General features: G+C 39.7%; 24 protein-coding genes. 14 read left to right on the top strand and 10 right to left on the bottom strand.

Annotated elements, in window-relative coordinates; genetic code table 11:
- Positions 1 to 56: 56 nt before the first annotated feature.
- The 4 genes from A9Y75_RS22685 to A9Y75_RS22670 form a co-directional block, all read right to left on the bottom strand.
- Positions 57 to 3,356, bottom strand: a complete 3,300-nt coding sequence (locus tag A9Y75_RS22685) for a PAS domain S-box protein (protein WP_071191792.1) — start codon at positions 3,354 to 3,356, stop codon at positions 57 to 59.
- Between the two features lie 228 nt (positions 3,357 to 3,584).
- A complete protein-coding gene (locus A9Y75_RS22680; RefSeq protein WP_071191791.1) occupies positions 3,585 to 5,309 on the bottom strand; it encodes an ABC transporter ATP-binding protein in 1,725 nt (574 codons plus the stop codon).
- Positions 5,293 to 5,544 (bottom strand): hypothetical protein, encoded by a 252-nt coding sequence (locus tag A9Y75_RS22675; RefSeq protein WP_071191790.1) that lies wholly within the window; start codon positions 5,542 to 5,544, stop codon positions 5,293 to 5,295. Before A9Y75_RS22675 ends, A9Y75_RS22680 begins: the two co-directional genes overlap by 17 nt.
- A complete protein-coding gene (locus A9Y75_RS22670; protein ID WP_071191789.1) occupies positions 5,516 to 6,139 on the bottom strand; it encodes an exopolysaccharide biosynthesis protein in 624 nt (207 codons plus the stop codon). Before A9Y75_RS22670 ends, A9Y75_RS22675 begins: the two co-directional genes overlap by 29 nt.
- Before the next feature lie 250 nt (positions 6,140 to 6,389).
- On the opposite strand from A9Y75_RS22670, the gene A9Y75_RS22665 reads away from it, so the two are divergent.
- A complete protein-coding gene (locus A9Y75_RS22665) occupies positions 6,390 to 7,172 on the top strand; it encodes an ABC transporter permease (RefSeq protein WP_071191788.1) in 783 nt (260 codons plus the stop codon).
- 110 nt (positions 7,173 to 7,282) lie between these two features.
- On the opposite strand, the gene A9Y75_RS22660 is transcribed toward A9Y75_RS22665, so the two are convergent.
- Positions 7,283 to 8,080 carry a Uma2 family endonuclease gene (locus tag A9Y75_RS22660; protein ID WP_236721499.1) on the bottom strand — a complete coding sequence of 266 codons (798 nt, stop codon included), beginning with the start codon at positions 8,078 to 8,080 and terminating at the stop codon, positions 7,283 to 7,285.
- 257 nt (positions 8,081 to 8,337) lie between these two features.
- On the opposite strand from A9Y75_RS22660, the gene A9Y75_RS22655 reads away from it, so the two are divergent.
- From A9Y75_RS22655 to A9Y75_RS22645, 3 genes are all read left to right on the top strand, one after another.
- A complete protein-coding gene (locus A9Y75_RS22655) occupies positions 8,338 to 9,267 on the top strand; it encodes a hypothetical protein (protein ID WP_071191787.1) in 930 nt (309 codons plus the stop codon).
- Between the two features lie 461 nt (positions 9,268 to 9,728).
- The gene (locus tag A9Y75_RS22650; protein ID WP_071191786.1) at positions 9,729 to 10,022 is read left to right on the top strand and encodes a hypothetical protein; all 294 of its coding nucleotides are present in this window, start codon (positions 9,729 to 9,731) and stop codon (positions 10,020 to 10,022) included.
- A gap of 287 nt (positions 10,023 to 10,309) precedes the next feature.
- Positions 10,310 to 10,552, top strand: a complete 243-nt coding sequence (locus tag A9Y75_RS22645; RefSeq protein ID WP_071191785.1) for a hypothetical protein — start codon at positions 10,310 to 10,312, stop codon at positions 10,550 to 10,552.
- Positions 10,553 to 10,576: 24 nt separating this feature from the next.
- On the opposite strand, the gene A9Y75_RS22640 is transcribed toward A9Y75_RS22645, so the two are convergent.
- Positions 10,577 to 11,215, bottom strand: coding sequence for a Uma2 family endonuclease (locus tag A9Y75_RS22640; protein ID WP_071191784.1), 639 nt, complete (start codon positions 11,213 to 11,215; stop codon positions 10,577 to 10,579).
- 142 nt (positions 11,216 to 11,357) lie between these two features.
- Here A9Y75_RS22640 and A9Y75_RS22635 point away from each other — a divergent pair, with 142 nt between their 5' ends.
- The 4 genes from A9Y75_RS22635 (at position 11,358) to A9Y75_RS22620 (ending at position 14,379) form a co-directional block, all read left to right on the top strand.
- The gene (locus tag A9Y75_RS22635; RefSeq protein WP_071191783.1) at positions 11,358 to 12,083 is read left to right on the top strand and encodes a pyridoxine 5'-phosphate synthase; all 726 of its coding nucleotides are present in this window, start codon (positions 11,358 to 11,360) and stop codon (positions 12,081 to 12,083) included.
- 93 nt (positions 12,084 to 12,176) lie between these two features.
- Positions 12,177 to 12,896 carry a SnoaL-like polyketide cyclase gene (locus tag A9Y75_RS22630; RefSeq protein ID WP_071191782.1) on the top strand — a complete coding sequence of 240 codons (720 nt, stop codon included), beginning with the start codon at positions 12,177 to 12,179 and terminating at the stop codon, positions 12,894 to 12,896.
- A gap of 64 nt (positions 12,897 to 12,960) precedes the next feature.
- Positions 12,961 to 13,290: an MgPME-cyclase complex family protein gene (locus A9Y75_RS22625; protein WP_071191781.1), complete on the top strand. Its 330-nt coding sequence runs from the start codon at positions 12,961 to 12,963 to the stop codon at positions 13,288 to 13,290.
- Positions 13,291 to 13,680: 390 nt separating this feature from the next.
- Entirely contained in the window at positions 13,681 to 14,379 is a 699-nt protein-coding gene (locus A9Y75_RS22620) for a hypothetical protein (protein WP_071191780.1), read from the top strand.
- Positions 14,380 to 14,458: 79 nt separating this feature from the next.
- Here A9Y75_RS22620 and A9Y75_RS22615 read toward each other — a convergent pair whose 3' ends face one another.
- The 3 genes from A9Y75_RS22615 to folD form a co-directional block, all read right to left on the bottom strand.
- Positions 14,459 to 14,914, bottom strand: coding sequence for a divergent PAP2 family protein (locus A9Y75_RS22615; protein ID WP_071191779.1), 456 nt, complete (start codon positions 14,912 to 14,914; stop codon positions 14,459 to 14,461).
- A gap of 173 nt (positions 14,915 to 15,087) precedes the next feature.
- Entirely contained in the window at positions 15,088 to 16,017 is a 930-nt protein-coding gene (crtE, locus tag A9Y75_RS22610) for a geranylgeranyl diphosphate synthase CrtE (protein WP_071191778.1), read from the bottom strand.
- A 188-nt stretch (positions 16,018 to 16,205) separates the two neighbouring features.
- On the bottom strand, positions 16,206 to 17,084 hold the full coding sequence (gene folD / locus A9Y75_RS22605; protein WP_071191777.1) for a bifunctional methylenetetrahydrofolate dehydrogenase/methenyltetrahydrofolate cyclohydrolase FolD: 879 nt from the start codon (positions 17,082 to 17,084) through the stop codon (positions 16,206 to 16,208).
- 139 nt (positions 17,085 to 17,223) lie between these two features.
- On the opposite strand from folD, the gene A9Y75_RS22600 reads away from it, so the two are divergent.
- The 5 genes from A9Y75_RS22600 to A9Y75_RS22580 all read left to right on the top strand — a co-directional run bounded on the left by A9Y75_RS22600 (position 17,224) and on the right by A9Y75_RS22580 (position 21,150).
- Positions 17,224 to 17,643 (top strand): hypothetical protein, encoded by a 420-nt coding sequence (locus A9Y75_RS22600; RefSeq protein WP_071191776.1) that lies wholly within the window; start codon positions 17,224 to 17,226, stop codon positions 17,641 to 17,643.
- A gap of 2 nt (positions 17,644 to 17,645) precedes the next feature.
- Positions 17,646 to 18,089, top strand: coding sequence for an NUDIX hydrolase (locus A9Y75_RS22595; RefSeq protein WP_071191775.1), 444 nt, complete (start codon positions 17,646 to 17,648; stop codon positions 18,087 to 18,089).
- 107 nt (positions 18,090 to 18,196) lie between these two features.
- Positions 18,197 to 19,291, top strand: a complete 1,095-nt coding sequence (locus tag A9Y75_RS22590; RefSeq protein ID WP_071191774.1) for an AI-2E family transporter — start codon at positions 18,197 to 18,199, stop codon at positions 19,289 to 19,291.
- A gap of 66 nt (positions 19,292 to 19,357) precedes the next feature.
- Positions 19,358 to 20,629 (top strand): ATP-binding protein, encoded by a 1,272-nt coding sequence (locus A9Y75_RS22585; RefSeq protein WP_071191773.1) that lies wholly within the window; start codon positions 19,358 to 19,360, stop codon positions 20,627 to 20,629.
- Positions 20,630 to 20,637: 8 nt separating this feature from the next.
- On the top strand, positions 20,638 to 21,150 hold the full coding sequence (locus A9Y75_RS22580; protein WP_071191772.1) for a hypothetical protein: 513 nt from the start codon (positions 20,638 to 20,640) through the stop codon (positions 21,148 to 21,150).
- 91 nt (positions 21,151 to 21,241) lie between these two features.
- Here the strand turns inward: A9Y75_RS22580 and A9Y75_RS29875 are convergent, their stop codons facing one another.
- Positions 21,242 to 21,391 (bottom strand): hypothetical protein, encoded by a 150-nt coding sequence (locus A9Y75_RS29875; protein WP_236721498.1) that lies wholly within the window; start codon positions 21,389 to 21,391, stop codon positions 21,242 to 21,244.
- Between the two features lie 10 nt (positions 21,392 to 21,401).
- On the opposite strand from A9Y75_RS29875, the gene mutS reads away from it, so the two are divergent.
- Positions 21,402 to 23,891, top strand: coding sequence for a DNA mismatch repair protein MutS (mutS, locus tag A9Y75_RS22575; protein ID WP_236721497.1), 2,490 nt, complete (start codon positions 21,402 to 21,404; stop codon positions 23,889 to 23,891).
- Positions 23,892 to 24,779: the final 888 nt, after the last annotated feature.

Here is a 24,779-nt window from a genome sequence, read left to right as displayed (position 1 = left end):
TTTTAATTCTTAATTCTTAATTCTTAATTCTTAATTCCTCCTAGGGGTTGACTTCTTTAAATCAAAGTTTCTAGTGCTTGTCGTATAGATGGAAATTGCTCAATTATTAAAGGTAGTTGATCCATATTAAAAGCATCCAAGTTACTGTGTAGAGAATTAGCATAATCCACTAATAATTGACAGTCATACTCTTGTCCCCATGCCTCTAATCGTTGAATAAACTGCTTTATTTGCCGAATTTTAAGAGTTTTACGTAAAGTATTCCAGACCATTTGTTCTTCTTGTTCTAATTTGATTAATAATTCTGATAAATTTATTGGAACTGTTAATAAATTAAAACTCGGAATATTGGTAAAAAAGCTATCTAATTGATTCTGATTTTCAACTATACTCAGCGGTTGTAAATGTTTTCTAAGTTCTGTGACAAGTTGGATGCGACTAACAGGTTTGGATAAAAATCCCTGACAGATTTGCTCAAGTTCATACTGCTCTTGGGGCTGAGATGAAGCAGTGATTATCACTATAGGAATTTCTTGCGTTTGTTCATCCTGTTTGAGATATTTTGCGGTTTCTTTTCCATCCCTGTTGGGCATTTTTATATCCAGCAAAATCAAATCAGGTTGGTGTAATTGAGCTAAATCAATGGCTTGTTGTCCATCTTCTGCAAGCAGAACCTGATGATGAGTTTTATCAAAATATTCCTTGATTAATTCCCGATTTGAATCTACATCATCCACAACTAAAATTGTACTAGGCTTAAATTGGTTCAAATGTTCATCTTGGTAAGATTCTGTAACTATTTGTGTCAACTCAATCGCAGGTGAAACTGTGGGAAAAACGAAAGTGAAAATACTACCTATTCCCAATTCACTTTGGACTGTCACCATGCCCCCCATCATGTTAATTAATCGTTGAGTGATTGCTAGTCCTAAACCTGTACCTCCATATTTGCGGTTGCTTTGTCCGACACTTTGAACAAACGCCTCAAAAATACTTTGTTGTTGATGACGGTCAATACCAATACCTGTATCTTCAACAGAAATTTCTAACCAGATTTTTTCTTCATTATTTGTAAAATAGGAATGAGCGCGAATAGATATTTGAATTTCTCCTTTTTCTGTGAACTTCAAAGCATTGCCGACAACATTAAAAAGTATTTGACGCAAACGAATTTCATCAATATAAATAGATTGAGGTAATGTGTCCTCAATAGTTGAGCGAATAATTAAATTTTTTGCGGTAGCAGTTGGGTTAAATATTTGGATTATTTCGCGAATTAATGAGCGTAAATCTATAGGTTCATAGTGGAGTTCAAGTTTGCCGGCTTCAATTTTAGAAAGGTCAAGAATATCATTAATCAAGGCCAGTAGAGTTCTACTACTAGTAGTAATTGCTTGAACATAAGAGGCTATAGGAGTTTCTGTGACAGCAGATTGTAATAAGTCGGCAAAACCCAAAATGGCATTCATCGGGGTACGAATTTCGTGACTCATATTCGCAAGAAATTCGCTTTTTGCTTGGTTAGCAGTTTCTGCTTGGCGTTTTGCTTCCTCTAGTGCCAAGTTTTTCAGCGTCAGTTCTTCTTCAGCTTGTTTGCGAGCCGTTATGTCCATAACAGTTCCAAAGTAGCGAATAATTTCACCTGCTTCATTGGATAAAGCTACCGCTTGGCCAGATACCCAAATGATCTCTCCATGAGGCTTACAGTAACGATATTCCATCGAGAAAGTACGCCCTTGTTGGATAGCGTTATTCCATTCAGTCAAAATGTTTTCTTGGTCATCAGGATGAAGTGCCTCAATCCAGCCCTTACCTAGAGCCTCTAGCATGGACATTCCGGTCAATTCTGAGTAACGGGGATTGATATACGAGCAGTTACCTTGGTGATCAATTTGAAAAATACCAACGGGTGCATGGGTGACTAAAATTCTATAGCGTTGCTCACTTTCTCTGAGTGCTGCTTCGGCTTGTTTGCGATGGCTGATGTCAGTTTCTAAGCCCACCATTCGCATCAAATTACCTGTTGTTTGATCCCACAGTGCTTGCCCTCGGTCAAGAATCCACATATAGCTGCCATCTCTGCGCTGCACACGGTACTCAACGCTGAAAAATGGTGTTTTTCGGTTGAGGTGATCATTAAGCCTCTGCCTGACCTTTTCTATATCCTCTGGATGAATGCGCCTAGACCACTTCTCCATAAAGTCAGTTAACTCATGGGTTTGAAAACCGCGCATTTCTTTCCAACGGTCTGATAAGAAAACTGCGTTGGTTTGCAGATTCCAATCCCAAATTCCGTCATTACTGCCACGCAGAGCCAGTTGCCACCGTTCTTCACTGTCTCGGAGGGCTGATTCTGTATGTTTGCGCTCGCTGACATCATCGAGAACATAAGAAAAACGAGGGCGATCGCTATTACCAAGGCCAATATAACAAACTGTGCCAGACATCCATTTTACTTTTCCATCTATGGTGTGTTGATATTCAAACCGAACTGGTTGACCTGTGCGTTGACTCTCTCGATAATGAGTTATCCAGAGGCGAAGATATTCTGGAGGTATACTCATTTGACTGGCAAGTTGATTTTGCAGTAGCTCTGGGGTAGTCTTGAAAAACTGAGCAGATGCAGAGTTATCAGATAGATGTAAGATGTCATCATCTAGTAGTTCCACCACACCCATCATTATCGGTGCAGAATCATAAAAGCTCCGCACTGTTGCCTCTCTTTCTCTGAGTGCGGCTTCGGCTTGTTGAGCGCGGACTAATTCTTGTTGCAAACGTTGATTTGCGGCTTGTAATTCAGTAGTCCTTTCTGCTACCTTCGCTTCCAGTTCTATATTCGCTCTTTGGACTTGCTCTAGTAAAGTTCCTTGTTGAATAGCATTGGCTACTTGTATTGATAGGTGTTCTAGAAACTCTATTTCATCACATTGCAACATGGCGTGAATGCTACTCAGTGTTACTAATCCCACCAGTTGTCCCTGTTCGTTGAGAACTGGTAAATGGCGAATTCTATGCTGTCGAAGTAATTCTATGACTGTCATTGGCTCTCGTGCTTGCCATTCTTGACAGGTAATCAATTCCCTTGTCATGACTTCCGCAACTGTGGTTTTTCTTAAGTTGCGCTCTTGTGCAGCTAGTTTCACCAAATCTCGCTCTGTTAGTAAGCCAACTAATTGCCCGTTATCTAAGACAAAAAGGCAACTGGTGTACGGAGAATCTGACCTAGAGACTTGATTCCCTATTTGACTCATCATTTGTACTGCTTCCAGTAAAAATGCATCTGGATTGACAACAACAAAGTGGCGTTGAATACAATCCTGAGTGAGATAATGTAGTGAAGGTGTTGTAGATTCCATAATCAACCCCTGAGAAGATATTCCTACAACCTGACTTGAAAATAAGACCCCACCCCTAACCCCTCCCCCTTCGGGTGAATGCCTCCGGCTCCCGTAAGGGATACACCAGTCGCCTACGGTGGGAAACCCGCCTACAGCGCTAGTTCACCGCAAGCAAGGAGGGGAATAAGAAGTTGTTCATGTGTCCTGGTGTACGCAGTTAATGATGGCTACTTAGATGGTGCATGACTAAGAAAATTGTTGAGCATAATACCGCGCATATCTCCCTTCTAAAGCTAACAATTCTTCATGATTTCCCGATTCGACAATTTGCCCTTTTTCTAACACTAAAATGCGATCGCACTTCCGCACTGTCGATAACCTGTGAGCTATAATCAGAACTGTGCGGTTTTTCATCAATCTTTCTAAAGCTTGCTGTACCAAAGCTTCGGATTCTGAATCTAAGGCAGATGTCGCTTCATCTAGTATCAATATTTGCGGGTTTAACAGTACAGCACGTGCGATCGCAATTCTCTGTTTTTGTCCCCCAGATAAATTCACACCTCGCTCACCTACCCAAGTATTATAACCTTCTGGTAGTTGCTGAATAAATTGATGAGCATTAGCAATTTTTGCGGCTTCTTCTACTGCACTGAGTTCAAAAGCTTTTTGTCCAAAAGCGATATTTTGGGCAATTGTTCCCGAAAACATAATGGTTTCTTGGGGAACTATGCCAATTTGTTTTCTTAAACTATTGAGGGTGACATCTTGAATATTTACACCATCTATGAAAATTTCCCCAACTTCAGGCTCATAAAATCGGGGTAAAAGATTGACAAAGGTGGTTTTTCCAGCACCAGACGCACCGACAAGAGCGATCGCTTGACCTGGCATTACCAATAAACTAATCTTATTTAATACAGTTTCTCCAGGTTTATAAGCAAAAGTCACATCACGATATTCAACTTTGCCCTTTACAGTTGGTAGAGTAATTGCATTTGGCTTTTCTACCACTGTTGGTTGAATTGCTAACAAATCAAAAACCCGATCAACTGATGCCTCTCCTTGTTTAAATTCGTTATAGTTATTAGTAGTATGTCCGATGGGATCAATTAACAAAGCTGCTGCTGCTAAATAGCTAAAAAATGCGCCTACTGTTAAATTGTTTTGAGAAATTTGCCAAGTTCCCACCATCAGCAAAGATAAAGCACTCAAAGCTTCCAAAAATCCGACAATAGGAATTTGAATTGCTTTTAATCTTTCTGCTGAATATTTAGCTCTTAAACTGCGTTCGGCTTCATGACTAAATCTAGCAATTTCATAGTCTTCGGCAGCAAAAGCTTGAATTAAACGAATACCGCTAAAAACTTCGGTGAGAATAGCCGATAAATCCGAAACCCGATTTTGACTTTTAAGAGAATATTTACGTAAACGTTCCCCAAACCAACCGATTAAAATTCCCATAATTGGTGCAACAATCACTGTAGCCAAAGTGAGTTGCCAATTCAAGTAAATCATGTAAATGGGAATTGCTACCAACTGCAAAATGCAGGGAACAAAATCATGAAAAACCTTATTAATGACTTCCCCAACTCTGTCAACATCTTCGGTGAGACGATAAGATAAATCACCAGCTTTTGCAGTTTCAAAATAGCTGAGATTTAGCTTTTGCAAATGTGTGTAAACTTGTTGACGGAGATGAAAAGCCACCCTTAAAGCTGCGCGTGCCATGTATAAATCTTGCAGGGACTGAAAAAATCCACGCACCAGAAATACTAAAGCACAGATTCCTGTTAATTGAGCGATCGCTATGATATTACCCTGCCCAAAGGGAACTGCCAATTTACCCGCTAAATTAATTAACGTTAAAGTTGCCAGCACATATCCCAAAATACCCACAAATCCCTTAGCGATAGTTTCCCATTGGGTGCGGATATAGGGTAGCAGTATCCAATAATTAGAGCGTGTTTTCAAGTTGTAACTTCCAAAAATAATATTTTCCTTGTTTGAAGCTACCAGTTTTTGGTAATTCGTAAACAGGGAACAGGGAATAGGGAATAGGGAATAGGGAATAGGGAACAGGGAACAGGGAACAGGGAACAGGTAATAAATAGGCAGGGAACAGGGTGCAGTAGATCATTATTTCTCCCCAACTCCCCAACTCCCCAACTCCCCAATCCCTACCTTCCCAACCAAGTTTTGATGACATCTAACAAACTAGAACCACCCCACATCAAAGCAAATAGAATTGAGGTAGTTAAAATTGCTCCCATCACACAGAGGACTAAACCACCTAAACTAATAGCACCATCATCTTCTGATAAACCAAAGGCTGTCACAAAAATGCCCATTGCTGGTAAGGTATTGGTTCCAGGGATGGGAATCATCATCGAAATGGCCATGAGAGCGATCGCAATACCAATAGTCACTCTTCCTGGTAATGTAGTACAAATATAAGATAGACGCGGACGTGCGATCGCTTCAATTCTTCGCAACCAAGGCAATCCCGCTTTGAGAAAACCCTGAACTGTAGATAGTTGCAGAGGATGATTAAACATCTTTTGAGGTAGCCAAGGGGTTTTCGCACCTGCAATTAACTGTACTGCTAACAGAAAAATCAGCACACCAAAAGGAGTTGAATAACCAGGTGCAGGAACTGGTAAAGCTGAAGGTAGAGACAAAATCACCAGCAAAAACCCGAAAATTCTTTCTCCAGCTAATAGCAAAATATCTGCCAAAGTTACTTTTTCCGGTCTTTCTTCTTCAAAAAAATAGCGTTGTAATTCGTTAGAAAGTTTAGCCATATAATCTTGTCAGAATCTTGTTAGAAATTATTACAATTCAGTTCTTGTTATACATCAACAAAAATCTTACCTGAAGCCAGATTCAGCAAAGATAATTCCCTATACCTCAAAGTAACCCAGTGCATAGAATCTAACTCGCTAAAAAGTGGCATCCAACATCTTAACGCTATGTATATGTAATTTTTCAGAATAATATTAAGTTTAGATGAAGTTATCTTATATTCAGCATACACGGGGTTAGACAAGCAAGATGCAAAGATATTTGAAAGTGCTACGGCTTTTTTGGAGTGCAGCGATCGCAGCCGAATTGGAATATCGCCTTAACTTTATATTAGCCGCCCTCAGCAGCATAGGCAATCTAGCGGGTAGTGTATTTGGGTTATTCTTGTTTTACCGCACTGGCTACACTTTTACTGGCTGGTCATGGGAAGCAGCTTTGATAGTCTTGGGAATTTTTACATTACTCCAAGGCTTTTCTGCGACTTTCCTAGCTCCCAACTTAAACCGCATTGTCCGTCATGTCCAGGAAGGGACATTAGACTTTGTATTATTAAAACCTATCCGCAGTCAGTTTTGGCTTTCCACTCACACTCTATCACCGTGGGGACTACCAGATTTAATCTTTGGCTGTATCATTATTGGCTATGCAGGTAAACGCCTCGGTTTAGGAATCGATAAGTACCTGAGTAGTATATTGCCTTTATTTTGCAGTTTAGTGATTCTCTACAGCTTGTGGTTTATGCTGGGAGCGACTACGATCTGGTTTGTTAAACTATACAACGTCACTGAGGTATTACGAGGTTTTTTAGAAGCTGGCAGGTATCCTACTGTAGCATATCCCGCCGCTTATCGCGTATTTTTTACCTTTGTAGTTCCAGTAGCATTTTTAACAACAGTTCCTGCTCAAGCGATGTTAGGTCAAGGTCAATCTACCTGGTTGATAGGTTCGGTATTTTTATCTGTAGTTTTGTTTTCTATTTCTACTTGGTTTTGGCGGTTTGCATTACGATTTTATACTAGTGCTTCCAGTTAATTTGACAGCAGGAGTGATTAGGCAAGAATTAAGATCCCCGACTTCTGCTGTCATCATCTCCAGAAATTGTGATTTGTCTTGAGAAGTCGGGGATTTGGGAAACCTGACGATTACAACATATCTGGATCTTCACCCAATTCTCGTAATCTGGCAGCTAACCTAGCTGCTTTTGCCTTAGCTGCTTCCGCTTGAGATTTAGCTACTTCCGCTTGTGATTTAGCGGCTTCCGCTTGTGACTTAGCTGCTTCCTCTGGTAATAGAACTAGATTACCAGCAGCATCATAAAACCGCGCCCAAATTGTAGTTTCCCTTTCTACCGTTCCTTCCCAAGTTCCCAACCATAAACCTAAACGTCTACTCCATAGCCAACCATGTTCATTTGGTATCAACGGCTGATACTTTTGGTTATCATCTAAATGCCATCCTTGTAAAGAATGAGGATTAAATGGATCATAGACAAAATAATCCGAGGTACGAAAAGTCTGTTCATAAAGGTCCTTTTTAATACCTTTATCTATTGCTGCCGTAGAAGGTGACATTAATTCCACAATTACATCAGGATAGCGACCATTTTCGTCCCAAACCACCCAACCTTGTCGAGTGTTAGTACCATCAATATTGAGAACAGCGAAGAAATCGGGTCCGCGAAAATCACGATTGCGAACCTGGGTGCTGCTGTAATAAATAAACATATTGCCCCCAGTAAAATAATCATTGCGATCGCACCAAAGCTGCTGCAATGATCGGATAAGGACATTCATTCCAGTCCGGTGTCTATTTGATTCCAAGGGTTCACCATCATCAAATATTAAATCTGTTGGCGGGTTATGGGTTTCACCATCGTCAAACACGAAATATGTGGATGAGTCATCCCTGTCAACAATGGCTAGATTCTTCTCGGTAGTCATGAGTGATTATCGCCTTTTTCATCAAGCCTAAACTTCTATAATAATCTGCCCAGAGTTTTCTCAAAGCCTTTGACTATAGCGGTAATTGCTTAAAATTTATTAAAATTCCCGATTTTATCCAGTAAAATTACAGAAAAGCATATATTATATAGTTGAGTCGCTACGATTCCCAGTTTTATAGCGATCTTGCCCCTGGTAATAGCTTCGCTAGATTTACCCTAATTAGTCACAGATCATTTTTGATAGGAATGAAGTCTATGTTTATCAAAGAACAGGTTTCAATAGTGCCTTTTACTGTTGATACCTTTAATAGTTTGTTTAATAGTCAAATAAATGATGCAAATATTGAAGCGACGGTTGATCTGGCAGCGTCAAATCCTTTGAAATTGTACTATTTCATGCAGAGATATGCTTATTTTAATAGCTTTGCTGGTAGTTTAGTTGCCAGATTAGCCTCTGCCATTGGTCTTTCATATGATTTGTTTCGCTATCCAGAAGAACCAGTTTTAGATCAATCCGATCGCGGATTGGAGATTGCTGCTAAAGTATTTGCAGCGACAATTGATGAACATGCTGATGGTAAGGCGTACAAAGTGCCACATCGCACTTTAGCTCAAACTACTTTGAAAGCAATTAGTGATTATGCAAAGTTGAGTAATGTTGAGTGCAATCAAATTGCTCAGACACCCAGCTATATGCAAAGAATTGTTGCTGACTTCATATTTGGGTATCAAGGTAAAATTGGTGATGTTGAAGCTTTAGTTACTGCTATAGGCTATCATATCGGTTCAGAATTGCTGGCTGATCGGGAATACAGTTTAATTGATAAAGTTATTCGCTATAATCATCGTGGAGTAGCTTTTGACACTTGGTTGCAAGGAAAAAAAATAGATGTTGGCAGCAAGCGTATAAATCCTTGGTACTGGATTGTAGTTCATGGTAAACATAATGATTTGGGTGTAGAAGCCGAACATCGTGACTTGGCATTAGAGGCACTAAATCTAGTAGCACAGTATCGTCCCGAATCAAATGAGGAAATCTTAAAATGGGCATCAAAAGGTTTCCTTGATTTTGTTGCCTTACAAAGCAGACTTTTTTCGGAAATTGAAACTGAACTAAGAACTATAAAAACATTCCAAATAGTTCCTAACTTGAGTGAATTTAATATCGCAGTAACATCTCAATAGCTGCTGATGCTGACAATTTTTATCATCTAATTTAGTAGAATTGGTATCCAGGAAAAAATAGGAAGGGGAATGGGAACATAAAAACCTTTTCCCCAAGTCTTATTTTGAGTTCAAAACGCTTAACTCAGTAGTATAGTGCTGTTCACTCAAATGCTTTCGGAAGATTGTTTGATATGATTGTGGTAACATTTTTTGCGTTGGGGGCTTTCTTGACCTTATTTTTTACCCCCTTATTTTCTCAAATTATTGCCACATCTCATCTTCAACCTTCTTGTCACCCGCTAAGGTTTTTGGCGTTGCATAATGGCGGTATGAATTAGGTTTCGCGCAAAGTCGCAAAGGAGCAAAGCCGCAAAGGTTGAGATTTAAAATTTTTCAATTTCATACTCCAATTCAGCAACGCCAGGTTTTTCATATTAAGTCTGTGAAACTAGAAACTCAGATAATTTATTGGTGTTAAGATGGCAAAAAAGATCCCAAGTTATAAATTTAGCAAGAATTCTTACTTCAAATACACAAAGCATCAATCTAGTGAAATTTTAAAGATTTCCAGTAGTTTTTTTGCTCTTATCGGAGGAGTCATTCTAGCATCAAATACTGAAATCAGTGGTTATGGCTTTATTCTCTTAGCCATGAGTTCTAGTCAGATGTTGATTGCTAACTTACAAACTGGAGATAAAATAATGATATTATATGCAAGTTCTGTATTTATCTTTGTGGACTGCTTAGGAGTGTATAGATGGCTTTTGAATTAACTAATAGTTTTCAAAGCAGTGTTAAACTATTAACACTGCAATAAGTATACAAGTAGGTGGGCAGGGAAAAACTAAAATGTGTAAGGTTATACTAAAAACGGTTGAGATATGGACTTTTGTAAAAGCACAAAAACCCCAGATTTGTAGGGGTTTAGCACTGCTAAACCCCTACCCATAAAATCAAGTAATTAAGCCGTGTTGAGTATAATATTAAGAAGAAAGATTGTTGTTAAATTTGAAACGTTCTGTACGGTAATTATTTCGTTCTCCTCTGGCATCTTGCAACTGTGAATTGGCGAACAGCAACTAGTTATGATGCGACTCTGGCAATTGTTGCCGGTTTAAAAATAAGTAATAATCGCTATGAGTTACAAAATAAACTGCATGATTCAAGTTTTTCAGTTGATGGTGCAACAGGAAAAATTCAGTTTTCAAAATCAGGCGATCGCATAAACAATAACATCTTCTTAATCAAAGTTCAACAAAAACCTGGAACTGACAAATACGAGTTCGTGCCAATTCAACCTTAATTTTACAACTTTACTAAATTTCCATCATAAATTATCCTTAACCCAACTCCTAAAATTCCGCATAGCCTGACTTCTCCCAATAGTTAAACACTGCTGCACATACTCGTTAACTAATTCCACAATAGGGATATTAGGAAAATTAGGACTAGATTGAGATTTTACATATTTCCCTTCCTGTAACAAGAAAATCTCCAAACCTTGATGTTTATATCGCCAAAGTTCAGGAACTCCTAAGATTTTATAATTATCCAATTCAGTACGGCAAGTAATATCAATTTCGATAGCTAAATCTGGTGGTGGATCTATATTTAAATCAATCCGATTTTTCCCAATCACCGCAGCTTGATTTTGAATATAAAAACTGGTATCTGGTTCTACAGCTTGTCGCATTCTCTCATTTTTAAGTGTTGTAGAACCAAAAGGCTCAAAATCAATTTCGAGTTTATCTAATAAGATTTTGACTAAATCACCAAGCAATTCTTTATCTTTTTCGTGTTCAGGTAAAGGAACCATAATTTCTAACCAACCATCACTATAGGAAATACGCGCTGCACGTCTTTCTCCCATTTCTTCCAAAATATTTTCTAATTGCTGCCAACTAATATCTTTTAGTAACATCTGTTGGCCTGGGTTGACAATAATTTGTTGCAGTTCTAAAAGCATATTGCCTCAGAGATTGTCAATTATTTGAGAATTGTCTTTCTTTATAATATGACCAAAAGTTATAATCTAACTTCATTCACCTCTCAATTGGTATTTCCTGTAAAATCAACATCTGAAGATAGTGCAACAGGAGAAAACAGGCGTGCCTACACTAGGTGTAAATATTGACCATATCGCTACCATTCGTCAAGCCAGACGCACAGTAGAACCAGACCCAGTAGCGGCTGCGGTGTTGGCAGAATTAGCAGGTGCAGATGGAATTACCGTACATTTACGGGAAGACAGAAGACATATTCAAGACAGAGATGTAAGAATTTTAAGGCAAACAGTGCGATCGCACCTAAACTTAGAAATGGCTGCAACTGATGAAATGTTGGCGATCGCTCTCGACATCAAACCCGATTATGTAACATTAGTACCCGAAAAACGCGAAGAAGTAACCACAGAAGGCGGTTTGGATATTGTCGGGCAAATTGCTAGAATAGGAGAGATAGTTGATAAACTGCAAAATGCTGGCATTCCCGTGAGTCTGTTTATTGATGCCGAATCAGCACAAATTGAAGCTTCTGTCAAGGTGCAAGCTAAGTTTATTGAACTGCACACAGGGCAGTATGCGGAGGCTAAAGACGAAACAACCCGCCAGCGGGAATTAGCCTTATTGGCTCAAGGCTGTGAAAAAGCGATTAAAGCTGGGTTACGAGTAAATGCCGGACACGGACTCACATACTGGAATGTTTACCCCGTGGCGGCGCTTCTAGGTATGGAAGAACTCAACATTGGTCATACCATCATCAGTCGAGCAGCTTTAGTAGGAATAGAAAGAGCCGTCCGCGAAATGAAACAAGCAATATTGGGAATTAGTCATTAGTCATTAGTCATTAGCAACTGATAACTGAACTAGAGGGGTTGTAGCTGCGTAATCCTAAAAAATCTAGAGTCACATTTGTAAATTCAGACCTCTATGACTTCCACACAGCCTAACAACCTACCTCTTTGGGTACAAGATCGGGATACAGTGATTGCATACAGTACCCATGCGGAATGGCGTTATCAGACACCACCGGATTATAGCCGTTCCAAAGAAAATCTGGCTAAAGAAAGTACCCGCAATCACGTTGAAGGTACACTAGAAGCGATCGTTCAAAACTTGGTCAGAACCTTTGAAATGGAGGTATCTTTTAAAAGTAACCCTCAACAATGGTTATCTGTGGTGAATGATCAGCTTCGTGTCAGTACCAACGGAGGTAAGGAGTATACAGCAGCAGATTTATCTGCCCAAGGTACTTACAATCTCTTCATGGCTGATTCCCAATATTACAAAGCTTCAGAAGAAAGTTTTGAATCATCAGCTAAACTGTTCCACAGTACATTTCCGCAAGGCTTTCCCTGGGAAGTGCTGGAAGTTTACTCTGGTCCACCTAATGTTACATTCAAGTGGAGACACTGGGGACATTTTCAGGGTGCATATAAAGACTTTGCACCGACTGGAGAAACCGTAGAAATTATTGGTATGAGTGTAGCTCATGTAACCGATGATTTAAAGGTTCTTTCCTTAGAACACTATTTTGACAACAACCTGTTCTTAGAAAAGCTGACAGCAGGTGGTAAACAGGTAAGTAGTGAAAATAAGGGTGGTGGTTGTCCTTTTAGTTCTTGGTTTAAGGGATTAAAGAAAAGTTAACTTATTAGGGTACAGTCAGACTCCTGTACCCTATAAATTATTAAATAGTAACCAAGGGATGAAGATGCAAACATACTATTACGTTTTAGCTAGTCAACACTTTCTGCTCGAAGAAGAACCAATACACGAAGTTTTGAAGGAACGCACCCGTCATTACCACGAACAAGAAAAACAAATTGATTTTTGGTTAGTCAAGCAACCAGCTTTTCTGGAAGCACCGGAATTTGCCAAGATCAAAGCGAAGTGTCCTAAGCCTTATGTAGCGATTATTTCTACCAACTCGCAATTTATTACTTGGTTGAAATTGCGCCTAGAATATGTGATCACCGGTGAATTTAAAGCGCCTTCAGCAACGATTCCTGATGCTTTAGCTGCTTTAACTACAGTTTCATAATAGTATAGCAGGAGTCAGAAGGGGCGTATTGCAATACGCCCGTACAGGAGTCAGGAGTAAAACCCTCTTTTAGTGGGAGTTTCATTATCAATTGATGTCCTAACCACCCTGTCCACGGCTATATATTGTGTTCTGGGCGCTGACGTAAGTAGAGGAGATCAATTAAAAATATTCATTTAATTGATTTCCTACTGCTACTGCAAATCTAGAGATATTGAACCCAGAAAAACTGATATAATGTCCGGTTAAAGACTTATCATTAGGGAACCGCGCGGGGACGGGTCGAGTTTTTTTGATCAGCAATTAGCCGGACTTGATATGAAGATTTTTGATTTGGAAGTTCTCTAGAGAACAGAGATTTTGAGAAATATTTTGAGAACCTACAATTTTATGTATATACCTTTTGTGCCAAGATTTCCGACTTTACCCAGTATTTTATTATTAGCGAGCGCTTCCTTAGTTGGTAGCATTAGTCCAGTTATTGCTCAACAAACCCTTCCTACTTGTCAACCTCCCAGTGCAGGAGAATATCTTTTATTAGTAGTCAGTCCCACAGCGAATAATCAAAAGCAGTTGCGTAGCGCCTTACCATCTGATCTCAAGACCGTTACCTGCAAATATCTTAACGAGACAGTAACGCGGATTGGTGGGTTTAACAAAATTGATGATGCCAACCGCTGGGCTAAGTATGTTAACAATATTGTGGGCTTGTCTGCCATTATTACTACTAGACCAACAACAGCAACAACAAGAACAGCAACAGCAACAACAATACCAACAGCACCAATACCAAGAGCAACAATATCATCTCAGACAGTCAGCTATAATCCCAAAGTCTTAGGAGATGGTTTTGCAATATTGGTAGATTATTTCAACCGCCCAGAAATAGCAAGTAATGTGCAGAAGACAGTAGGAGGGAATGTAGGTCTTGTTTCCTATGGACAGCGCCCTTACTTATTAGCTGTTTATACGACCAACCAACAAGAAGCATACAAGACATTACAAAAACTGAGCGAAAATGGTTTTTTTGCCCTCTTAGCAGATGGAAAAAAAGTGATGTTGCTGCGCTCAGTGGTAAATGTCAAATAATCAGTTGACCAATGACCAATGACTAATGACCAATGACCAATGACTAATAATCAGTTGACCAATGACTAATGACCAATGACTAATAAGCAGTCCTAGCCAACCAAAAAATAGTTATACCCAAAGCAGAACCAGCTATGACTTGAACGGGAGTATGTCCAAGTAGTTCCTTGAGCCTGTCTTGGCTAAAGTCTGGTTTTTCATCAAATAACTCATCAATCATTTGATTGAGTATTCGAGCTTGCTTACCTGCGGCTTGGCGAACTCCAGCTGCATCATACATGACGATGATGGCAAAAATAGTAGCTAAAGCAAATTCAGCAGATGCCCAACCGATAGTTTGTCCAACACCAGCTGCGAGGGCTGTCACCAAAGCTGAATGGGCGCTGGGCATTCCGCCGGTTGTCACTAAAACACGCACATTCAGTTTGCGATTTTTGACTAACTCAACAATGAGTTTTAATGCTTGAGCAACAAAACAAGCTACAAGGGCAACCAGCAGCACCCGGTTGTTGAAAATGTCGCCTATGTCCTGCATGGTATTTTGGTTAGGTGATTAAATTATGAGCAGTGGTTGTGTGTTGAGGAACGATGTTTGGTAGAACTCAAAATCCCAAATCTACCTAGCAAAGCAGAAATCACGCTTACAGATAGATATTTTGGAAATCATTCAGCATAGCGGCCTTCTGCCTTTTGCCTTTTGACAGACTACTAGTGATTGCGACTAACTATATAATGAGCGATCGCTTGGAGAGGTAGGGCTTTTTCTCCAAAGGATGCCAATTCTGTACAAGCTGCCTCAACCAGTTGTTGTGCTTGAGAACGTGATTCCTCAATTCCCCACAGGCTGGGATAGGTGACTTTTTCGGCTGTTAAGTCTTTACCTGCGGTTTTGCCTAATTGCTCTTGGGTAGCAGTGATATCCAGAATATCATCGATAATTTGGAAAGCCAGGCCAATATTTTGAGAATAACGAGTTAATTTTTGGATATTTTCAGCTGATGCCCCGGCCAAAATTCCGCCACAAACGACACAAGCTTCTAACAGGGCAGCGGTTTTATGGTTATGAATAAAATTCAGAGTTTCCAGGGAAATATCTGACTTACCTTCTGAATCTAAATCTACCACTTGACCGCCCACCAATCCAGCCGCTCCTAGCGCCCGGCCGAGACGAGCAATCACCTGCAAAACTTGGTCTCTAGGGACATTGTGGGGTGTTTGGGTAGCGACAAATTCAAAAGCCAAGGCTAATAAGCCATCCCCTGCCAAAATCGCAATATCTTCGCCGTAGACCTTGTGATTTGTCAATTTACCGCGACGATAGTCGTCATTATCCATTGCTGGCAAATCGTCATGAATCAGCGACATAGTGTGGATCATTTCCACAGCGCAAGCTGTAGGCATAGCCATTTCGATTGTACCGCCGATCATTTCACAGGTAGCCAGACAAAGAATGGGACGCACGCGCTTACCACCTGCTAAGAGGGAGTAGCGCATTGCTTCGTAAATCTTTTCTGGGTAAACGACAGGAATCGCCAAATCTAGGGCAGTTTCACACAGCTTTTGTCGTTCTTTGAGATAAGCTGCGAGGTTAAACCTGGCGGCTTCTGCTGTTTTTTGAAAGTTATCCGTTGCTACCATTCTTCAGATCCTAAAATTTTCGGTTGCTTGAGATATGTGTGATAATTTTACGGTGTGCTGGGGCAGAAACACTCACTTATGATGCAATTTTGGATTTTAGATTTTCGATTTATTCCATAGTGGAAACTAGGGAAATTTACCAAAAAAATCTCAAATCGGCACAGTTAGTTAGGAATAATTATCACTCCTTAATGGTTTGTGGCTCGTAAATAGCTAGATACTGTATTTTGCAATAACATAGCGACTGTCATCGGTCCAATGCCACCAGGGACTGGGGTGAGATATTCTGCCACCCTAGCAGTTGCGGCAAAGTCGATATCACCGACTAAATGACTTTTGCCACTGCTATCAGTGAGACGATTTATCCCCACATCTACCACAACAGCGCCCGGTTTCACCATATCAGCAGTGATTAGTCCGGGAAGGCCTGCTGCTGCAATGAGAATATCAGCATTTTGGGTGATAGTTTTTAAGTCCTGCGATCGCGAATGAGCGATAGTAACTGTAGCATTAGCCTCTAATAGCATCAAGGCCATCGGCTTACCTACCAAAATACTCCGTCCTACCACTACTGCCTGTTTTCCCTCCAGAGAAATTTTATATTCTTCCAGTAGTCGCATGACACCAGCTGGGGTACAACTGCGTAAACCTGCTTCTCCCCGCACCAGTCGTCCTAAGTTAACCGGGTGTAGTCCGTCTGCGTCTTTGTCGGGTTCTATTTGATGTAAAAGAGCGATGCTATCTAAATGACCAGGTAAAGGTAACTGTACCAGAATTCCATCCACCTGTTCATCTTGGTTAAGTTGTGCTATTACCGCTTCTAGTTCTGTGAGGGTAGTGTCGGTAGGGAAATGCTTACCAAAGGAGGTAATACCCACTTTCGCACAGGCTTTTTCTTTGTTGCGGACATAAGCTGCTGAGGCTGGATTATCACCAACCATTAGCACTGCTAAACCTGGGGGACGACCGATTTTGGGTTTTAATTCTGCAATAGTCGCAGCTAGTTGTTTGTGAATTTTTTCCGCTAATGCTTTACCATCGAGCATTTTGGCAGTTTTTGTTTCCATGACAATTGCAGAGAGGATCGGCCTTTATTTTAAATCCCTAGCAGCCCCCAAGTGAAGCTTGCGGAAAAGTTCAATTTGTCAGCCCAACAGCTTATTCTATGGCTAGGATGAATGGAACCTGGCGATAAGGTAAGCATCAATGGAAAAATTATTAAAATGGCTTGGTTTGAGGCCACAAGCAAAAATTTCTTCTCTAAGGTTCTTTCATCTAGTATTGACTTTTTTACTGGTATTTGAACTTTATGGTTGTAGTAATTCGAGAAATCCGGGTAATACCAGTAACCTGATACTTAGTGCTAATGCCACGCCCATTCGAGAAATTAAACCAGCACCAAAGAATCAGGCTACAGTTTACATCCAAGGTAAGGTAGAGAAGGAAGCTCCCCTAATCAAGCAGAAAGCTTATCAAATTAACGACTCAACAGGCAAAATCTGGGTTCTCACTCATCAAAACAATCTCCAAGTGGGACAACAGGTAATATTTAAGGGTAAGGTAAGATACAAAAGTATCCCTTTAGCCGGCAAAGAGTACGGGGAAGTTTACCTAGAAGAAGAATAATTATGAGCAATCAAGTACCTCATGTAGCACTCGCTATTCTCTACCAAAATGGCAAATGTCTGATGCAATTGCGAGACGACATTCCCGGTATTAACTATCCTGGATCTTGGGGGCTGTTTGGCGGACATCTCGAACCCGGTGAAACCCCAGAGATAGCACTTGTACGAGAAATTATCGAAGAAATCGGTTATGAGTTACCTTCTTTTACCAAATTCGCCGTTTATCCCAATGAAAAAGCAATTTGCCATATTTTTCAAGCACCATTATTAGTGGGATTAGAGCAATTAGTGCTAAACGAAGGCTGGGATATGGGTTTATTGACACCTGACGATATTCGTCAGGGTAGTTGTTATTCATCCATAGCAGGTGAAGTGCGGCCATTTGGAGATATGCACCAACGCATTATGCTGGATTTTATTAGCAAAAGTTTTCCCGAAAGCAATTAAGAATCTGCTGCAATAGGGAGAGGCTAAGTTAATAAAACAATGATATTACACAGGGAAGCAGTCATCTGATACCCCAATCAACTTATAACTGTGGTGGAGTGAACCGAATGCAAACAGTCAACAAACTACCCCGCTGGTTAAGTGTGGGATTAGCCTTTCCCGTTGCCATTCTTAACGGTTGGTTATTAATTCAGGTTGTACAGTATTTTCAACCTTTGGTAAGTTTAGTTGCTAGTGCTATTTTACTAGCTTTTGTTTTGGATTATCCGATTAATTTTTTTCATAAACGGGGAGTACCGCGTAACTTAGCAATTGTCGGAGTATTACTATTAGCCGTAGTTATTTTAGGGGCTGTAGGAGTTATCTTGCTGCCGCTAATTTTCGCACAACTAAATGAATTTGTTAATATTCTTCCGGCTTGGATTGATTCAGGGAATCAACAATTAGATGCTTTCCTCAATTGGGCAGCTACACAACAGTTACCTGTAAATGTCAGTGGTTTAGCTACTCAAATTCTCGAAAGAATTTCTAATCAATTTCAGTCTTTTACTGGAAAAATTCTGGGTTTTGCTTTTGATACTATTGGCGTTTTAGTTAATATTTTGCTCGCGGTAGTATTAACTATTTACCTGATATTAAATGGTGAACGTTTGTGGGATGGAATTTATCAATGGTTTTCGCCCCATATCGGTACAAAAGTCAGGGAATTACTCCGGGAAGATTTCCAAAATTATTTCATCGGACAAGCAACATTAGGCGCTGTTTTAGCGGTGACAGTGACATTAGCATTTGTGGCGCTGCGAGTTCCTTTAGCTTTACTTTTTGGAATTGCTATTGGCTTTTTCTCTCTTTTCCCTTTTGGTACAGGTATTGGTATTGGTATTGTTAGTTTGTTGGTAGCTTTAGAAAATTTTTGGGAAGGGGTAGAAGTTGCGGCTATTGCTGTGGCTATTGATCAAGTAAATTCTAATATTGTCGCACCACGTCTTTTAGGAAGTTTGACTGGTTTAAATCCAGTTTGGGTGGTGATTTCTTTGTTGTTGGGTGCGAAGTTGGGCGGTGTTTTGGGTTTGTTGGTGGCTATTCCTATCGCTAGTTTTATTAAGGATCTTGCTGATAGTTGGCGCGTGGGTGAGTTGAGGAAGGTTGAGGAGGTAATTGAAACGCAGAGGGGCGCTGAGGTTAACGCAGAGGTTCGCTGAGGTTTGTTTTATTTTTTGGGTGGGGTTAATTTTTTCTAGAGAAAGGACATATTTGGGAGTTTGATTATGCTGAAAAAACTCATTCTCGAAAATTGGAAAAGTTTCCGTTATGCTGAACTTCCACTTGACCCTTTAACTGTGCTGATTGGAACTAATGCAAGTGGTAAGTCTAATGTGGTGGAAGCTTTGGAATTTTTACAAAGAATAGCAAACGGTGAAAATATTGAAACAGCTTTAGCAGGAGATAAAACACTTCCTTCTATTCGTGGTGGTGTAGAATGGGCTGCAAGAAAAGGTGAAAATGAGTTTACTTTAAAGGTATTAGTTGGAGGTAAAGATGAGGAAACAGATTATTGTTATAGTATTAAATTAAAAACAAAACCAACTATTAATAGTTTGATAGAAAAAATCATCATCTACAATGAGAAAAATAATAAATATTATCCTATTAAATTTGGGTTAGCAGCACATAATAAATTTTTTCTAAAAAGTCGTTTGCTTAATCGTAGTTCAGACGATAGAATGACACTGGATTTTATAGATTTAGAAAATATTTATGGTGAGAATGGTTCTGGAAGTGGACAACTCAGCGAAAAAAACTCATATCAAATGAAAATAGTTCAAGAACAATCTCTAGATTTAATTAATAAATTTATTTTACCAACAATTCAAAATATCCATATTCTAAATCCCATTTCATATACAATGCGTGATTATTCACGACTTTCTGAGAATATAGAAGGTGATGGTTCAAATATTGCTGGAGTTTTAGCAGCATTACCAGATGACAAAAAAGCAGAAGTTGAGAATACCCTATCTGAATATTTAAAAGATTTACCAGAAGGTGATATTAAAAAAGTATGGGCTGAACCAGTAGGAAGACTGAAAACAGATGCTATGCTTTACTGTCAGGAAGAATGGAAACCAGGAGAAATAACAGAAATTGATGCTAGAAGTATGTCAGATGGAACATTACGCTTTCTAGCAATTCTCACAGCATTGCTTACACGCCCAGAAGGTAGTCAAATTGTCATAGAAGAAATAGATAATGGTTTACATCCTTCCCGTGCAGCATTACTGGTGAAAATATTAAAAGAAATTGGCACTAAACGCAATATTGATATTTTACTCACTACCCATAATCCAGCTTTACTAGATGCGTTTGGTTCGGAAATAGTTCCATTTGTAGTTGTTGCACATCGAGATTCAGAAACCGGAGAAAGTAAACTTACCCTTTTAGAAGATATTGAAAATCTGCCTCTTTTACTAGCATCAGGTACTTTAGGAAGATTAGCCACTAAAGGCGCAATTGAAAAGAGTCTTTCTAATCAAAAGTAAAGCATATTATGAGAAAGATTCTGATTATTGATACATCAATACTTTGTGTTTATCTTGGTGTTCCTGGTAAAGAAACCTGTGGTAATGATAATGAAAAATGGGATCAAAAACTAGTTAAATTTCGTTTTGAAGAAGAAGAAAAACAAGGAACGAAGTTTATACTGCCATTAGCAACTATTATGGAAACTGGTAATCATATTGCCCAAGCCAAATCTAACCGATATGAAATTGCTCAAACTTTCTCTACTATTTTAATGAAAGTAGCAGATGGCGTTATACCTTGGGAAATTTTTACAACTCAAGTGGGTGAACTTTGGAACACCGAACAATTAAAACAGTTAGCTGCTGAATGGCCTACTCTAGCAGCTAGAAAGATTTCTATTGGAGACGCGACAATTAAGACTGTAGCTGAATTTTACGCTAAAACTAGTAGTACATTCCAAGTGGAAATTTTTACGGGTGATGGTGGGCTTAAAGCTTATGAACCAGCTACACCCCCACGAAAACGCCGCACGCAGTAGTTGCAGAAAATCATAATCTCTCTCTTCCTCTTTGCGCCTTTGCGCCTTTGCGTGAGACTTCCTAAAATCTACACCAAAAAATAAATAAACCTTAAGCGATCGCACCCCACATCAAGCTATGATCGCATAGAGTGCCTAATCTGTGCCTTCTAACAGCATCTACCATGACGACTTCCACACCAGAACCCAATCCCCCAAACACACCACTTACCGATACAAATCTGGTAGAAGACCGTAGCAAACTGAGTAAAATGTATCAGCACTACGTAGAAGTCAAGGATAAATATCCTCATGCGTTGCTGCTGTATAGAGTAGGTGATTTTTTTGAAACTTTCTTCCAAGATGCTGTCACCATCTCCAGAGAATTAGAATTAGTTTTAACCAGTAAACACGGTGGTGAAGTCGGTCGCGTCGCTATGACTGGTGTACCTCATCACGCTTGGGAACGCTACACAACCCTGCTGGTGGAAAAAGGTTTCGCTGTGGTAATTTGCGACCAAGTGGAAGACTCGGCTGATGCTATTGGTTTAGTAAAGCGAGAAGTAACGCGCATCCTCACACCAGGGACTTTATTAGAAGAGGGAATGCTGAAAGCCAGTCGTAATAATTACCTTGCGGCTGTGGTAATTGCTGTCAATCATTGGGGTTTAGCTTATGCAGACATCTCAACTGGGGAATTTCTCACATCTCAAGGTAGTGATTTAGAACACCTGACGCAAGAGTTAATGCGTTTACAACCTTCCGAAGTGCTGTTTCCCACTAACGCCCCCGATTTAGGTAGTTTACTGCGTCCAGGGGAAACTTCGCCCTCTCTTCCCCAATGTTTACCACCTACATTTTGTTATAGCTTGCGATCGCAAGTTCCCTTTTCCCAAGCTGAAGCTAGAAGTAAATTATTGCAGAAATTCAAAGTGCGATCGCTAGAAGGTTTAGGTTGTGAACATCTTCCCCTCGCAGTTCGCGCCGCTGGTGGTCTTTTGGAATACATCGAAGATACTCAAAAAGCCAATCCAGTCTCCCTGCAATTATTACGCACCTATACTCTTACTGATTATTTAATAGTCGATCATCAAACCCGCCGTAACCTGGAAATTACCCAAACCGTCCGCGATAGCACATTTCACGGTTCTCTATTATGGGCGTTAGATAGAACTCGCACCGCAATGGGTAGCAGGGCTTTAAGAAGATGGTTGTTACAACCGCTACTTGATCTTAAAGGAATTAAATCCCGCCAAGATACAATTCAAGAATTAGTAGAAAATACGCCTTTGCGTCAGGATTTGCGGAATTTATTAAGGCAAATTTACGATTTAGAACGTTTAACAGTCAGAGCAGCTTCTGGTAGAGCTAATGCACGGGATTTAGTAGCTTTAGCTGATTCTTTCTCCCGTTTACCTGAATTATCTCGCTTAGTTGAAGATGCTCATTCCCCTTTCTTGAAAGCTTTGCAAAAAGTCCCGCCCATCTTAGAAGAACTAGCAGAAAAGTTACACGCTCACATCGTAGAATCACCACCTATACATCTCAAAGAAGGTGGTTTAATTCGGGCAGGAATTAATGCGCTTTTGGATGAAAGAAAAGCTACTGTAGAAAGTGATCAACAGTGGATTGCAAATTTAGAAGTTGATGAAAGAGTGAGAACGGGAATCCCGACTTTGAAGGTAGGATTTAATAAGAGTTTTGGTTATTATATCAGTATTTCCCGCAGTAAATCTGACCAAGTTCCCGATAATTACATTCGCAAACAAACTCTGACAAATGAGGAACGTTACATTACTCCTGATTTGAAAGAACGAGAAGCGCGAATTCTCACAGCGCGAGATGATTTAAATCAGTTGGAATATGAGATTTTTGACGCATTACGGGATGAAGTGGGTAATCATGCCGAAATAATCCGCAATATTTCCCGCGCTGTCGCCGCAGCAGATGTATTATGTGGTTTGGCTGATTTGGCTGTACATCAAGGTTACTGTCGTCCGGAAATGCTGACAGGACGGGAGATTGCGGTTATTGATGGTCGTCACCCGGTGGTGGAACAGTCTTTACCTGCTGGGTTTTTTGTCCCTAATTCTACTTGGTTAGGGGAAACGAACCGCAGAGGCACAGAGGACACGGAGGAGGAGAAGCCTGATTTGGTGATTCTCACGGGGCCCAATGCTAGTGGGAAGAGTTGTTATTTAAGACAGGTGGGTTTAATTCAATTAATGGCGCAAGTAGGAAGTTTTGTGCCAGCGCGGTCTGCTAGATTGGGAGTGTGCGATCGCATTTTTACTCGTGTTGGGGCTGTAGATGATTTAGCAACTGGTCAATCTACGTTTATGGTAGAAATGAATGAAACTGCAAATATCCTCAATCATGCAACTGCTCAATCTTTGGTTTTATTAGATGAAATTGGGCGTGGGACAGCAACATTTGACGGTTTATCAATAGCTTGGGCTGTGGCTGAATATTTAGCCGTTGATATTAAATCTCGGACAATTTTTGCTACCCATTATCATGAGTTAAATGAATTGGCTACTATTATTTCTAATGTGGCAAATTATCAAGTTACGGTAAAAGAGTTACCTGACCAAATTATCTTTTTACATCAAGTTCAACCCGGTGGTGCTGATAAATCCTATGGGATAGAAGCAGGAAGATTAGCAGGTTTACCGGCGGTGGTAATCAAGCGTGCAAAACAGGTAATGGGACAAATAGAGAAACACAGTAAAATAGCAATGGGTTTGCGAGAAGGACTGTAATTATCTCAGCAGAAATGTTGGGTTTTGTTCCACCCCTTTGGGGAAAAAAGCTACAACCCAGCCTGGGTCAGAAAATAGCGATTTGTTTAGCCAATCAGGTCTATGACTTACGCATTGACAAAATTTATCACATAATATGGATTTTATCTCTTGTAGGGTGCGTCAGACCCGATAATTTAGCAAAAAACAGATGTTTTCTATCTGACGCACCGCACTAATAATAAAATGTAAGAGACTAAATCAATGTACCCTTCGGGAAGCAAGCTACAATTATTCTTGATATTTTATTCTATGCAGCTTCATATTAATTTGGTATAAAGCAAAAATTTTTTTTAGTTTTCCACATCTCTAATTAAGGTAGCTTCACCACCTAATTTTACTAAGCGAATATTAGGAACGCAGACTAAGATGATGAAATCCGTAACGCACCAAACCCTTGATCATGGTGCGTTACGCTATCATTCTAAGCGTAGCCATGCCCAATAACAGATGGTACAGCCTGTTACAAAAAATTGCCAATAGTGCCTATTATGTTTCATCAAATCTTTATTTATACTTTATTTTTCATAAATGTATCCCTATTTACTAAATAGATGCTAAAAATCAAACAAAGTATTTACCGGAAATTGCATAACATTTATACCAAGAAAAATAATTCATCAAAAATATACAAAAACAATACAAAAAATACAAAAAAATAACTTAAAGTTACAAGTGACAGGCAGAACTTTCTTAAGTGCTGTATGAATGAGTTAGTGTTAATCATGGCAAAACTTATCTACCATAACTAAAATAGTAGTTCGTCAAATAAGTTTGATGTAGTTGACATTGAGGTTGGTAATAAGTTAAATAACTCTTCATCTCATTATAAAAACATCTGGTATTATC

It is taken from the genome of Trichormus sp. NMC-1, from assembly GCF_001858025.1.
Taxonomy (GTDB): Bacteria; Cyanobacteriota; Cyanobacteriia; order Cyanobacteriales; family Nostocaceae; genus Anabaena.
This window is presented reverse-complemented; position numbering and strand designations above follow the sequence as displayed.